This is a genomic window from Acinetobacter beijerinckii CIP 110307 (assembly GCF_000369005.1).
GTDB lineage: Bacteria > Pseudomonadota > Gammaproteobacteria > Pseudomonadales > Moraxellaceae > Acinetobacter > Acinetobacter beijerinckii.
The window spans coordinates 548786-562684 of the sequence record NZ_KB849764.1; the positions used below are offsets into that span (position 1 = coordinate 548786).

A 13899-nucleotide genomic window follows, 5' to 3' on the forward strand; every position below is an offset into this window, starting at 1 on the left:
TTTATCGTAATAAACCTATAACAAATGGATGTAACCGGAAATTGTTGATAGTTTTACAGAATGATTACAAGCTTTAAAATTATAAAAAATTTTAAAACCTTGTTGGCTCTGCTGTTTGCAACACCGGAAGGTCCTTATCTTTCAATATCTGAGGATTGACTTATGACAGCTCGTGAACAAGGCGTAGTAAAGTGGTTTAACGACACTAAAGGCTTTGGTTTTATTCAGCGTAATGGTGGCGATGACGTATTTGTTCATTTCCGCGCAATTATGGGTGACGGTCACCGTTCTTTACGTGACGGCCAACGCGTTGAATTCAGCGTAGTTCAAGGACAAAAAGGTTTCCAAGCTGAAAACGTTCAGCCTTTAGACTAATTTGTTGCTTTAAAGCAATATAAAAACGCCCCAATGTAATTTGGGGCGTTTTTGTTTATAATACCCACTTTCTTTTGATCATTGATGGTCCGAGAGCATATATGACATCTGGTTTTGAAACCTTAAATTTACATCCGCAGTTAAAAAAAGCGATTGATGCTTTGGGTTTTACACAAATGACCCCAATCCAACAAAAGGTTTTAAAATATACATTAGCAGGGCATGATGCGATTGGTCGAGCGCAGACTGGTACAGGAAAAACAGCTGCTTTTCTGATTAGTGTAATTAATGATTTATTAAATAATCCTGTGACAGAGCAGCGTTATCGGGGTGAACCGCGTGCTTTGATATTGGCGCCAACTCGTGAACTCGCTTTGCAAATTGAAAGTGATGCTCAAGGCTTGACTAAATTCACTGATCTGAGTGTTGTTACACTTTTGGGCGGTGTTGATTTTGATAAACAAAAGAAGTTGTTAGATCGAGGTTTTGTTGACATTATTGTCGCTACACCGGGTCGCTTAATCGATTTTGTTGAACAAAAAGAAGTTTGGTTAGATAAAATTGAATTTTTAGTGATTGATGAAGCAGATCGTTTGCTTGATATGGGCTTTATTCCATCAGTAAAACGAATTGTTCGCTATTCGCCGTTTAAAGAGCAGCGTCAGACATTGCTGTTTTCCGCAACATTTAGCTACGATGTTCTAAACCTCGCTAGACAGTGGTTATTTGAACCTGTAACAGTTGAAATCGAACCTGATCAAAAAACCAGTATTGATGTAGAGCAACGTGTTTATGTTGTTGCAAAAGAAGATAAATATAAATTATTGCAAGAAATTCTTCGTGATGAGCCAATTGATAAAGTCATGATTTTTGCAAATCGTCGTGATCAAGTGCGCCGTTTATATGATCATTTAAAACGTGATGGTTATAAAGTTGGAATGCTATCTGGCGAAATTGCACAAGATAAACGTTTAAAAATGTTAGATCAATTCAAACAAGGCAAGAATAACGTCATGATTGCAACTGATGTTGCGGGTCGTGGAATTCATGTGGATGGCGTCTCCCATGTGATTAATTATACTTTGCCTGAGCAATCTGATGATTATGTTCATCGTATTGGGCGTACTGGGCGAGCTGGTTCACAAGGTGTCAGTATTAGCTTTTTATCGGAAGATGATGCTTTTTATCTACCTGAAATTGAAAAGGCGATTGGTAAAAAATTACCACTCACTCGTTTGGAAGGTTATTGTTAATAACGTTAGACTTTCATTCTCTAAACTCAGTGTATTGTAAATATCTAGACCAAATCATTAAAAGATTTGGTCTTTTTTATGGCTAAAGTGAATTGATAACCAAATTACACAAAAGATTCATGATTTTTTTGGAAATCCTGCGATTAGTTGCTGAATTGAAGTAAATCAACATGTAGAATATGCCGCATTACCTGGGAGGATATTATGGCTCTAATTTCAATGCGCCAGCTCTTGGATCACGCTGCAGAACATAACTACGGCGTACCAGCGTTTAACGTAAACAATTTAGAACAAATGCGTGCAATTATGCTCGCGGCAGATGCAACGAATTCACCTGTGATTGTGCAAGCTTCGGCTGGTGCGCGTAAATATGCAGGCGCACCATTCTTGCGTCATCTTATTTTAGCTGCGATTGAAGAATGGCCACATATTCCAGTGGTAATGCATCAAGATCATGGTACAAGTCCTGATGTATGTCAGCGCTCTATCCAATTGGGTTTTAGCTCAGTTATGATGGATGGTTCGTTGGGTGCGGATGGTAAAACGCCTACTTCATATGATTACAACGTTGATGTAACTCGTCGTGTTGTCGCTATGGCACATGCTTGCGGTGTTTCAGTTGAAGGTGAGATTGGTTGCTTAGGTAGCCTTGAAACTGGTATGGCTGGTGAAGAAGATGGTGTTGGTGCAGAAGGTGTGCTTGACCACTCTCAGTTATTAACATCTGTTGAAGAAGCAACTCAATTTGTTGCGGATACTGATGTTGATGCTTTAGCGATTGCTGTGGGTACTTCTCATGGTGCGTACAAGTTCACTCGTCCACCTACAGGCGATATCTTGGCAATTGACCGTATTAAAGAAATTCATGCTGCACTGCCAAACACGCATCTTGTAATGCATGGTTCAAGCTCTGTACCACAAGAATGGTTGGCGATTATTAACCAATATGGTGGTGATATTAAAGAAACTTATGGTGTACCTGTAGATCAGCTTGTAGAAGCGATCAAGCACGGTGTTCGTAAGATTAATATCGATACAGATTTACGTTTGGCTTCTACTGGTGCGATGCGTCGTATGATGGCGGAAAAACCAAGTGAATTTGATCCACGTAAATTCTTTGGTGAAACCGTTGAAGCAATGAAAGATATTTGTATTGCACGCTATGAGGCATTTGGTACAGCAGGTAATGCTGACAAGATTCGCCCTATTTCTTTAGAACAAATGGTTGATCGTTACAAATAATTTAGTTAAAAAAATAGCGGCAATTGCCGCTATTTTTTATGAAACTTCTTAAGAAAAATGCCAGAATTAAAACTGGCATTTTTTCATTATTTAGTTTTGTTTCGCTTTAGAATCTAAGTTTACGTCTTTAATTTCCACATAAGCATTAGCACGAAGTTCACGAGCCCAACTATCCACTTCGGTGTCAAATTGGCGTTCGCCAAGAATTTGACGAGCCATTCTTTCTTGAACTTCTTTGGTCATATCTTGTTGGCGGGTGTCCGTAACTTGAAGAATATGCCAACCAAATTGACTTTGGAATGGTTTGCTGACTTGCCCAACAGGTGTTTCTTTCATGACTTGTTCAAATTCAGGCACCATAACACCAGGACTTACCCAGCCTAAACTACCGCCATCACGTGCTGAACCTGTGTCATTTGAATAGGTCGCTGCTAAAGTTGAAAAATCTTCTCCTGCTTTTACGCGATTATAAAGATTGTCAATCATCTGCTTGGCACGATCTAAAGTGACAACCTCAGATGGTTGAATAAGGATGTGACGTGTTTGGAATTGTGAAACTAATGCTTTTTGATCGTTCTGTTTGCGTTCAATAAGTTTTAATACATGTGTTCCATCACGAACATTAATCAGTTCTGTCGTCTGACCCACTTTCAGCGGTGTAATGCGAGCAGCAAGTTCAGTTGGTATTTCAGATAATGAACGGAAACCCATATCTGCACCATCAACTTTAACAGCAGAAGTGGATAGTTTTGAACTAATCGATTTCGCATCATCATTGGAGTTAAGAGATTGCTTAACCTCTTGAGCTACTTTTTGAACTTCAGATTCGTTTTCACCAGAAATACGCATGTGAATAACATGAACTTGAGTGCCTAGTGCAGCTTGACCTTCTGGAGAGTTTAAGAAATTTTCAACATCATGATCACTGATTTTAATGCGTGACATGACTTGTTGTTGACGTAAACGACCAATTGCTAAGTCTTCTGCAACACGATTGCGTAGGTTTTCATATGTACCGGGTGCAATGGCATCTAATTTTTGTTGAAATGCTTCTAAACTATTGGCACCTGATTGGTTTGCCACTTTTAACACAGCGGCATTTAAGCTTTTTTCGTCTGGTTTGATGCCGTAACGTTTAACTTGCTCTAATTGAGCTTGGCGAATAATCAGTTGATCTAAAACTTGCATTTGTAAATACTGTTGCGGTGGAACAGTTTTGTTTTGTGCTTTAAGCTGATGTTCTGTTTCAGCAACGCCTTGTTCTAGATCGCTTTTAAGAATGACACTACTATCTACAATAGCAACAACCTCATCCGTAGGTTGAGCAAAGATTTGCATTGATGAAGAAATTAGGGCAGCGAGAACAGTCGCTTTAAAGATATGGTGAATTGGTTTTATCTTCATTAACGTTGTGTCCAAGATTGATTAATTTTGTTGAAACCTAAAACTCTATTCTCAAGAAGAGATGCTAGCTTATTATTTAAAGCACCTAAACCTTTTAGGGTAAATTCGGCCATAACAGCATTCTTTTTGCGAACATCTGGAGCGTTTGGATCGTCCAAGTCGTTATAGTATGAACGACCATAGACAGATACAGCCCAACAGCATGACTCGTAATTTACACCGAGTAAATATTCACGCATCACATTGTTGTCTAGGTCGTATTGCGCATGACCCATAATACGCCAATTGTCTTTTACAGGTTGTATAAACGATGCAACAGCTTGATCATAAGAGTTTTGTCTATCAGGAATGTCTTTGCGATAGAAGTAACCCACGTTATATAAGTTACCTTTGTCACCAACATAATATGCTTGGAAGTCTCTTTGGGCGTTATCACCATTTGACATCCATGCAGAATTGGCTGCAATCGTAAAGTTTTGGTTGAGTTGACTAGATAAGCTGACAATTGGGCCCGTGCGACGCTGTGTGTCAAATTCATCAGGTTCCTGATTTAGAGACACACGGCGATCGCTGAAATAATAGCTTTGTCCAACACTTGCTTTGATTCGTTCTAAACCTTCTGTATCTAATAGACTATAGGTTACGCCGAGGGATAGGAAATTGTTGTCATCTAAACGGTCATGTCCATAGAATCGGTATGGGTTGAACAATTGATCATAGCTAATAGATGCAGTAGTGGAATCGAAGTTTGGATGATCTTCTTGGTTTTTATACGGTGAGTAGGCATAAAAAGCACGAGGTGAAATGCTTTGAAGGTATTTACCATCTTTTTCAAAAGTTATGCCAGTCGCTAATGTAAATTGCGGAACCACAACAGATTTTTCTAAATCATCAGATGCAGAATAACCGAGTCCTTCTTTTGTATCTTGATCGTAAAATGTATTAATGCTACGAACAGATACTTCAGGGACAACATAAAACCAAGATGGTGTTAAATAATTATATCGAACGGCAAATTGATTGTAGATACGTGTACCACTTGATTCCAAAGCAGAACCATCGCTAATCGATTTTTTAAAGTAAGCTGTGTCATTATTAAATTCGTACTGAAGTCCTTGAGGATCACCAGTGACATAATTTAATAAAAATTGTGGAAGTCTCGCGTAAGGCTTATCTTTATCAGCAATGGTTTTATCGAGCGTTTGGAAGTCTTCAACTTTTAATTGTGCTTTAAGTCCAGGAATACCATTTTTGTAGTTTAGCTCCCATGCACGACGTAAATTCAAATCGGTTTTCGTATTTGGACTTGAGTTAAAATCTGAAAAATAATCTTTATCTGATGCGCTGTTAAATTCTAAATTTGTAGACCATTGTTGATTGATTTGCCAATTATGAATGAAATGAAGGTCGTCACGATCTTTATTGTCATATTCATCATCATTCGGTAAAAAACCACCCCAAATTCGACCAGAACCGAAGTTTTCAGTCATATATCTAAATTCAGCATCCATCTTCACACCACGTTTGCTCATATAGCTTGGTGTGAGTGTTAAGTCATAATTTGGTGCTAAGTTAAGATAAACAGGAACGGTTAGTTGAGCGCCACCATCGTTACTATAGCCAAAATTCGGGCTTAACATACCTGTGGTGCGACGATCATCGATAGGGAAGTTGAAATAAGGTACTGCCAGAATAGGTACATCTTTTACATAAAGTTTTGTACCACGTGTTACACCGCGACCAGTATCTTGATTTAACTCAATTTGTTTTGCTTGAATTTTCCAAGCTGGTTTTTGTTCTGGTGGACAGGCGGTATAGCTCGCATCTTTTAAAATAACTAAATTTTCGCTTTCTCGTTTGATTTGACTTGCATGACCATGCGCATGCTGTTGCTCAGAGATGTAAAAGCTATTATTTAAATCGCCAGTCTGGGTTTTTAAATTGTATTTAATCGCATCGCTTTGGGTAAGCAAACCTGATTGAGCAAGCTGTACACGTCCTTCAGCATTTGCATGCATTTGAGTCGAATCGATGGTGACTTGATCTGCACGAATCGTCCGACCTTCTTGATCAATAACAACATTACCTTTTAGGACAGAATCACCCGTTGGATTGTAATGCCCATAATCAGCAGTTATGACCGAGGTTGTGGTGCTTGTGTCACCTGCTTTTGTTTCAGGATTGATCGGGGTGACCCAAGTTCCTTGGCAAAAAGAGGAGCTTAAATAGCGATTGTCACGTAGTTGTGCTTCAGGAGCTGTTTTATCTACATAATATTGCTGAAAAAAACTTTCACCAGGATAACTTTCTTGGTTTTGAGTTTGAGGAATTGCTGCTTTGAGCTGTTTGTTGTCAAGCGTAGAGACAGCACCAGTCGTAGCCGCGAAACCTGATTGAATCGAGCCGCCACATAAGAGTGTCAAAATAGCTGTTGCTAAAGGATTAAATTTAAACTGATGTTTCATTGTCTCATTAACCAATACGCTAATTCACAATTAATTATTGTCGCATCATAGAGAAAAAGTTGATAAGTGGCTACACTTAAGCTTTCAAAATCTCAGCTAGTTTTAGATTTTATTGCAAATGAATACACAACGTGAACAATTGATACAAACTTGGCTTCAAGCCACTCTACAATCTGATCAATTTGAGATCAGCTTTTTGGCTGGAGATGCAAGCTTTCGCCGCTATGCGCGAATTAAGTTACAAAACAAAACATATATGCTGATGGATGCGCCGCCTGAAAAAGAAGATTGTGTGCCATTCGTAAACATAGATGAGTTTTTTGACAAAAATGGTGTGCGTGTTCCGCACATCATTGCTAAAGACTTAACACTAGGATTGCTCTTGTTAGAGGATTTTGGGGATGTTGTTTTATCAACCTTACTCAATGATGAAACAGTCGATCAATACTATGCGCAGAGCTTTAAGCAACTCATCGAATTACAGCAAATTGACGGCCATGCAAAATTGCCAACTTACTCTTATGAAAAGTTAATGACTGAGATGCGACTTCTAACGGATTGGATGCTGCCTTCATTAGACATTCAACCAACAGAGCAGCAATTGGAAACGATTGAACAGGCTTTTGATTTCTTAGCTATTGAAGCAACAAATCAGCCTCAAGTGATTGTGCATCGTGATTTTCATAGTCGTAATTTAATGAAAATTGACAATGAGCAAGCCTTAGGTGTGATTGATTTTCAAGATGCGGTGATTGGTGCTGATACCTACGATCTTATCTCGATTACGCGTGATGCCTATGTGCAGTGGAATGCCGCGCGCGTGTATGAATGGTTTGAGGTGTTTTATAACTTATTGCCAGCAACTGCGAAACAAAACCGTAGTTTCGAGCAATTCAAACGAGATGCAGATTTGATGGCAATTCAACGCCACCTGAAAATTTTGGGTATCTTTGTTCGTCTGTTTGAGCGTGATGGTAAATCTGGCTACCTCAAAGATTTACCTCGCGTAATGTGGTATTTACTTGAAGAAAGCCAAGGCTATTATGAACTGAATGACTTTATGCAGTTTATTCGTGAAGTGGTTATGCCAAAGTTTATTGTGAAGTATGGCAGTTACGAGGTTGCAGCATAATGAAAGCCATGATTCTTGCTGCAGGTTTGGGCAATCGAATGCGTCCTTTAACTTTGCACACACCTAAACCGCTGCTTGAAGTGGGAGGGAAACCACTGATTGTTTGGCATATTGAAAAACTAAAAGCGGTGGGTGTGACTGAAATTGTAATCAATACTGCTTGGTTGGGCGATAAACTTGTTGATGCTCTCGGTGATGGTTCTCAATTTGGCGTAACAATTTTATGGTCACACGAAGGCGAAGGCTTAGAAACAGCAGGTGGCATTATTAATGCCTTGCCATTGTTGGGTGATCAACCTTTTATTCTAGTCAATGGTGATGTCTGGACCACAATGAATTTTTCTTCATTGTTAAATGTTCAGCTGGGCGATCAACAAGCGCATTTGGTGTTGGTGGAAAATCCCCCACAGCATTTGAAAGGTGATTTTGTGTTGTCGAATGGTTTGGCTTATACATTTGAGCAAGAACAAATGGGCGAAGCTTTAACTTATAGCGGTATTGCTATACTGGCGCCAAAAATGTTTAGCGGTTTGGAACAGGGTAAAAGACCTTTAGCGCCATTACTCAAACAAGCAATGCTGCAAAAGCAAGTTTCCGCTGAAAAGATGCAAGCAATATGGGTTGATGTTGGTACGCCTGAGCGTTTAGAACAGCTAGATCAGCAAATCAAGCAGAATGCATTTGCATAATAAAAAATGCTTTGTGTCGCTTTGATTTGCAAAAGAAAAGACAAAAAACTAATGGATTGTGCAGTTTATCATGTTTGTATATGTTTAACTGCATAATCGTTCAACAAGTCCTACTGTGCCTTGTATCAGAAATCGGTATACTGCACGGCAAGTTTATCGAGATGTTGCACTGATATGCATCCTTTTTTTCAAGAATTAAAGCAAGGTAGTCAAGCTCTAGGTTTAAACCTGAGTGAAGAGGCGCTATTACTCTTACTGAAATATCAAGATGCTCTAGTGCTTTGGAATAAAGCGTACAATTTAACCGCTATCCGTGATCCGAAAGAAATGTTGGTTAAACATTTATTAGATAGTTTAAGTATCTTAAATGATTTACCACAAGGTCGCTTATTGGATGTGGGTACAGGTGGCGGAATGCCTGGTATGATCATTGCTTTATGTCAACCAGAACGATCTTGTGTACTCTTAGATTCCAATGGAAAAAAAATTCGTTTTTTGAAGCAGTTTATTGCTGACTTGAAATTAACAAATGTAATTGCAGTTCAAACTCGTGTCGAAAATGAAGATAGTATTGATGATCTAGGTCAGTTCGATGTCATCACAAGTCGTGCATTTGCTTCATTAACAGATTTTGTCAACGCCGCACAACCTTATATGCATGAGCAAAGTATCATTGCTGCTATGAAAGGCTTGATTCCTGCTGATGAAATTGAACAGATGAAAGTGCAATATTCTTGCAAAGTGATTGAACTGCGTGTACCGCGATTAGATGAACAGCGTCATTTACTTTTACTTCAACGCATTTAATAAAAAAATTAAGGGTAATCATGGCTCAAATTATTGCAATTGCAAACCAAAAAGGTGGTGTGGGAAAAACCACAACAGCCGTTAATCTTGCTGCATCTCTAGCAATTTTGAAAAAGCGCGTTTTGTTGGTCGATATGGACTCGCAAGGAAATGCCACGATGGGGTCTGGCGTTCAAAAAAATGATTTGCTTTATTCAATTACAGATGTCCTTCTTGGAGAAGTACCCATCGAAACTGCAATTCAAAAAGCAGAAGTGGGTTATAAGGTTTTAGGCGCAAATCGTGAACTTGCTGGAGTTGAACTTGCAATTGCAGAGCAAGAAGGTCGCGAATTTATTCTTAAAAATGCATTACAGCAAGTTGATTCGGCATTTGATTATATTATTGTTGACTGCGCACCTAGTTTAAGCTTAATCACTGTTAACGCATTAGCAGCGGTAAATAGTGTAATCATTCCAATGCAATGTGAATATTATGCTTTGGAGGGTTTGGCTGATCTGACACAGACTATTGATCGTATACAAAAAGCCCTTAATCCTAACTTGGAAATCGTTGGGGTATTACGTACTATGTACGATGCTCGTAATGCGTTAACTCGAGATGTTTCTGCTGAGTTGGAACAATACTTCGGTAAAAAGCTATATGAAACGGTGATTCCGCGAAATATTCGTTTAGCCGAAGCGCCAGCACATGGTTTACCTGTAATTTATTTTGAAAAGAGTTCAAAAGGTGCGATTGCATATTTGAACTTAGCTGCGGAAATGTTGAAGAAAAGTAAAGTGAAAAAAGGAAGTGCTGTATGAGCATCAAAAAACGCGGATTGGCTAAAGGTCGTGGTTTAGATGCGCTATTGGGTTCAATTCAAAAAGAGAAATTGCAACTTGAAGCACAAGCCTTAGATCACGGTCAACTTAAGCAGATTGATGTCAATTTATTAAAACGTGGTGAATATCAACCTCGTCGTTTTATTCAAGAACAAGATTTACAAGAGCTTGCTACATCGATTGAAAAGCATGGTGTGATGCAGCCAATCGTGATTCGTCCTGTTGATGATGAACAGTTTCCATATGAAATTATCGCGGGTGAGCGTCGCTGGCGCGCTGCACAGTTAGCAGGTTTGACTGAAATTCCTGCAATTGTTCGTGAGCTAAATGATCAAGTTGCGATTGCCTTGGCTTTGATTGAAAACATTCAACGTCAAGATCTTAATCCAATTGACCAAGCTGTTGCATTACAACGCTTCCATGATGAGTTTGGTCTAAGCCATCAAGAAATTGCAGATACAGTAGGTAAGGCACGTACTACGGTAAGTAATTTGCTTAGACTGCTGAGCTTGGCAGATCCAATTAAAGATTTAATGCTACAAGGTCAATTAGATATGGGACATGCACGTGCCATTTTGACTTTGAAAGCAAAAGATCAAATGGATGTTGCAAAAATCGTGATTGAAAAAGCATTGTCAGTGCGTCAGACTGAACAATTAGCACGTGAGTGGGGAGAGCCAAAACCTGAAAAGGAAAAAACTCAGGTTTCTCCAGATATTGAACAATTGACCCAAAAGCTATCTGAGCGTTTTGGTGCAAATGTTAAAATTGACCATAATCAAAAAGGTAGGGGAAAAATGGTCATTCACTATCACTCATTAGATGAATTGGATGGAATCCTAAATATTTGTTTACCTGACTAATATTGGGTGAAATCCCTGTTATTTATTTAATATTATTGGGGAATAATATGTGGGAACTAGTAAAAGCAGGCGGTTGGTTAATGCTGCCTCTTATGCTCTCATCAATTTTTACGGTTGCAATTATCTTAGAGCGTTATATTCGATTAAAACGCTCACAGATATTACCAAAAGATTTACTGATGACCAGTGCTAATGCTGAATCAGTAATTATGCATTTAGAGCAAGAGCAAGCTATTAAAAGTCCACTTGGTCGTATTTTAAAAGCTGGATATGAACACCAAGATCAAGGTGAACAGTTTGCTGGTGCGCAGATGGAGGCAAAAGCTTCTCAAGAAATCAGCTATTTAGAAAAAAATATTAATTTCTTAGGTACATTAGGTGCGATTGCCCCTTTATTAGGATTGTTAGGTACGGTTCTAGGTATTATTGAATCGTTTCTAGTTATTGATGTGGGTTCTGCTGGAAACGCTAGTATGATGATGCCTGGTATTTCTAAAGCTTTGATTACGACAGCCGTAGGGATGTTGATTGCAATCCCTGCGATGATTGCTTATCGCTATTTTCAACGTGTTGTGCATGAATATATTGCTGAACTAGAGCAGCAATCAACCCTGTTTCATGCAGCACTTTTTTATAAAAAAGCACCACATGTGCAAGAACATCGCCGTGCAAGCTGAGCATAGGTGTAATTATGAAATTCAAACGCTCTCAAGTTGAAGATATTCATATCAATTTAACGCCAATGATTGACTGTATGTTATTTATTTTGGTGTTCTTATTGCTTTCTACGACTTTCAGTCAACAAAGTCGTATCAATCTTACACTGCCTGATGCTCAAGGGGTTCCGCCGAAACAGTTCGATCAAAAAATCGAAATCATGGTAGACTCAACAGGGCATTATTCTGTGAATGGTCAAGCATTATCGACGAAAGAAAGTGCGGATCTAAGTACTGCGATTAAACAGGTTGCACAAGATCGCCGTGACTTTATGTTTATTATTGCTGCCGACGCTAAAGCCGCTCACCAAGACGTTATACGTGTTATGGATGTTGCTGGTCAGCTTGGTTTTGTAAATGTGAATATCAGCACCAAAGTTCCAACAAGAGGTTTTACTGAGTGAGTCAAGATTTTAAGGTTTATGTCCGACTTTTAGCATATTTAAAATCTTATTGGGGCATAGCCTTATTTGTATTGCTTGGATTTGGTATTAATGCTGCGACAGAAGTTTCAGTGGCCAAATTACTTAAATACATTATTGATGCAATTCAAAGTGGTAGTCGTGAAAATTTAGACTGGTTCCCAGTCCTCATTATTTTGTTAATGTTTTTCCGCGGTATTGGTTTATTCTTGGGTGGATACTTCACGGCAGTCATATCACGCCGATTAGTGTTTAGTATTCGTCAAGAAGTTTACGCCAAGCTACTTAGATTGCCAGCTCAATACTATCTTGATAATAGTACTGGTCACATTAGTGCAAAACTAATGTACAACGTAGAACAGTTAACTGCTGCATCATCAGATTCGTTACAAACATTAGTGAAAGATGGCTTAATTGTCATCGGATTACTCAGCTATTTATTTTATACAAACTGGCGTTTAACACTTTGCATCATTGTTTTCATGCCAGTCATTGGTGTTCTTGTTCGTATTGCTTCCAAGAAAATGCGAAAGTTATCCATACAAGTGCAAAATACAATGGGTGATGTGAACCATGTGGTTCAAGAAACAATTAACGGTAATAGTGTGGTAAAAAGTTTTACTGGTGAAGCTTTTGAACAACAGCGTTTTTATAAGTCTTCAGAAGAAAACCTGCGTCGTGGTTTAAAGATGGTGATTGTTCAAAATATTAACAGTCCTGTCATTCAATTGGTTTTATCATTCGCAATGGCGCTTATTCTTTGGTTAGCACTTCGTCCACAAATATTAGGCGATACTTCAGCGGGTGAGTTTGTAGCTTATATTACTGCGGCAGGTTTGATTTCTAAACCAATTAAAAATCTAACGGACATCAATGAAAAGCTTCAACGAGGACTTGCTGCGGCATATTCCGTTTTTGAATTGCTTGATATGCCTGAAGAAATGAATCAAGGCCAACTGAAGCCTGTGATAAAAGGTAATATTCAATTTGATCATGCGAATTTACGTTATCAAGATGGCACCCATGCAATCAAAGATTTTTCATTAGATATTAAAAGTGGTCAAACGATTGCCTTAGTTGGACGTTCTGGTGCGGGTAAAACATCATTAGTCAATATGTTGCCACGTTTTCAAGAACTAAGCGAAGGACAAATTTATTTTGATGGTATTCCAGTTCAAGATATTGAATTAAGTTATTTGCGTTCTCAAATTGCGACTGTGAATCAACAAGTTGTATTATTTAACCGTTCTGTGCGAGATAATATTGCCTATGGTCAGTTACAAGATGCAAGTGATGAGCAAGTGATAGCAGCAGCGAAGGCTGCATATGCACATGATTTTATTATGAACCTACCTCAAGGTTACGATACGATTCTCGGTTCTCAAGGCTTGAATTTGTCTGGTGGACAAAGACAACGTGTCGCAATAGCTAGAGCAATATTAAAAGATTCACCGATCTTAATTTTAGATGAAGCAACCAGTGCCTTAGATAATGAGTCTGAATACTTTATTCAACAAGCGTTTGATGAAGCAATGCAAGGTCGAACGACGATTGTTATTGCGCATCGACTTTCTACAGTTGAAAACGCTGATGTAATTGTTGTGATGGATAAAGGGCAGATCATTGAGCAAGGTACTCATCAAGAATTACTTGCAAAACATGGAATGTATTACCAATTACATCAACGTAATTTCGAGGAAGATTAAG

At 38.7% G+C, this 13899-nt stretch carries 13 protein-coding genes; 11 read left to right on the plus strand and 2 right to left on the minus strand.

Annotation, left to right across the window (positions count from 1 at the left end; translation table 11 throughout):
- The first annotated feature begins 162 nt into the window (after positions 1-162).
- The 3 genes from F933_RS04190 to fba all read left to right on the plus strand — a co-directional run bounded on the left by F933_RS04190 (position 163) and on the right by fba (position 2870).
- On the plus strand, positions 163-375 hold the full coding sequence (locus tag F933_RS04190; RefSeq protein WP_004653893.1) for a cold-shock protein: 213 nt from the start codon (positions 163-165) through the stop codon (positions 373-375).
- 101 nt (positions 376-476) lie between these two features.
- Positions 477-1628 carry an ATP-dependent RNA helicase RhlB gene (gene rhlB / locus F933_RS04195; RefSeq protein ID WP_005053771.1) on the plus strand — a complete coding sequence of 384 codons (1152 nt, stop codon included), beginning with the start codon at positions 477-479 and terminating at the stop codon, positions 1626-1628.
- A 204-nt stretch (positions 1629-1832) separates the two neighbouring features.
- Entirely contained in the window at positions 1833-2870 is a 1038-nt protein-coding gene (gene fba, locus F933_RS04200; RefSeq protein ID WP_005053772.1) for a class II fructose-bisphosphate aldolase, read from the plus strand.
- A 90-nt stretch (positions 2871-2960) separates the two neighbouring features.
- Here fba and F933_RS04205 read toward each other — a convergent pair whose 3' ends face one another.
- Entirely contained in the window at positions 2961-4274 is a 1314-nt protein-coding gene (locus tag F933_RS04205) for a peptidylprolyl isomerase (protein WP_005058786.1), read from the minus strand.
- Entirely contained in the window at positions 4274-6739 is a 2466-nt protein-coding gene (locus tag F933_RS04210) for an LPS-assembly protein LptD (protein ID WP_005058788.1), read from the minus strand. The genes F933_RS04205 and F933_RS04210 overlap by 1 nt, the downstream gene beginning before the upstream one ends.
- A 118-nt stretch (positions 6740-6857) precedes the next feature.
- Here F933_RS04210 and F933_RS04215 point away from each other — a divergent pair, with 118 nt between their 5' ends.
- The 8 genes from F933_RS04215 to msbA all read left to right on the plus strand — a co-directional run bounded on the left by F933_RS04215 (position 6858) and on the right by msbA (position 13898).
- Complete coding sequence (locus F933_RS04215) at positions 6858-7871, plus strand: aminoglycoside phosphotransferase family protein (protein ID WP_005058790.1); 1014 nt, start codon at positions 6858-6860, stop codon at positions 7869-7871.
- Complete coding sequence (murU, locus tag F933_RS04220; protein ID WP_005058792.1) at positions 7871-8560, plus strand: N-acetylmuramate alpha-1-phosphate uridylyltransferase MurU; 690 nt, start codon at positions 7871-7873, stop codon at positions 8558-8560. Before F933_RS04215 ends, murU begins: the two co-directional genes overlap by 1 nt.
- A 174-nt stretch (positions 8561-8734) precedes the next feature.
- Positions 8735-9367, plus strand: a complete 633-nt coding sequence (gene rsmG / locus F933_RS04225; RefSeq protein ID WP_005058794.1) for a 16S rRNA (guanine(527)-N(7))-methyltransferase RsmG — start codon at positions 8735-8737, stop codon at positions 9365-9367.
- A 20-nt stretch (positions 9368-9387) separates the two neighbouring features.
- Positions 9388-10170, plus strand: coding sequence for a ParA family protein (locus F933_RS04230; protein WP_005053779.1), 783 nt, complete (start codon positions 9388-9390; stop codon positions 10168-10170).
- On the plus strand, positions 10167-11054 hold the full coding sequence (locus tag F933_RS04235) for a ParB/RepB/Spo0J family partition protein (protein WP_005058796.1): 888 nt from the start codon (positions 10167-10169) through the stop codon (positions 11052-11054). The genes F933_RS04230 and F933_RS04235 overlap by 4 nt, the downstream gene beginning before the upstream one ends.
- A 47-nt stretch (positions 11055-11101) precedes the next feature.
- Positions 11102-11731 carry a MotA/TolQ/ExbB proton channel family protein gene (locus tag F933_RS04240; RefSeq protein WP_005058798.1) on the plus strand — a complete coding sequence of 210 codons (630 nt, stop codon included), beginning with the start codon at positions 11102-11104 and terminating at the stop codon, positions 11729-11731.
- A gap of 14 nt (positions 11732-11745) precedes the next feature.
- A complete protein-coding gene (locus F933_RS04245; RefSeq protein ID WP_005053784.1) occupies positions 11746-12174 on the plus strand; it encodes an ExbD/TolR family protein in 429 nt (142 codons plus the stop codon).
- Positions 12171-13898, plus strand: coding sequence for a lipid A export permease/ATP-binding protein MsbA (gene msbA, locus F933_RS04250; protein ID WP_005058801.1), 1728 nt, complete (start codon positions 12171-12173; stop codon positions 13896-13898). Before F933_RS04245 ends, msbA begins: the two co-directional genes overlap by 4 nt.
- Position 13899: the final 1 nt, after the last annotated feature.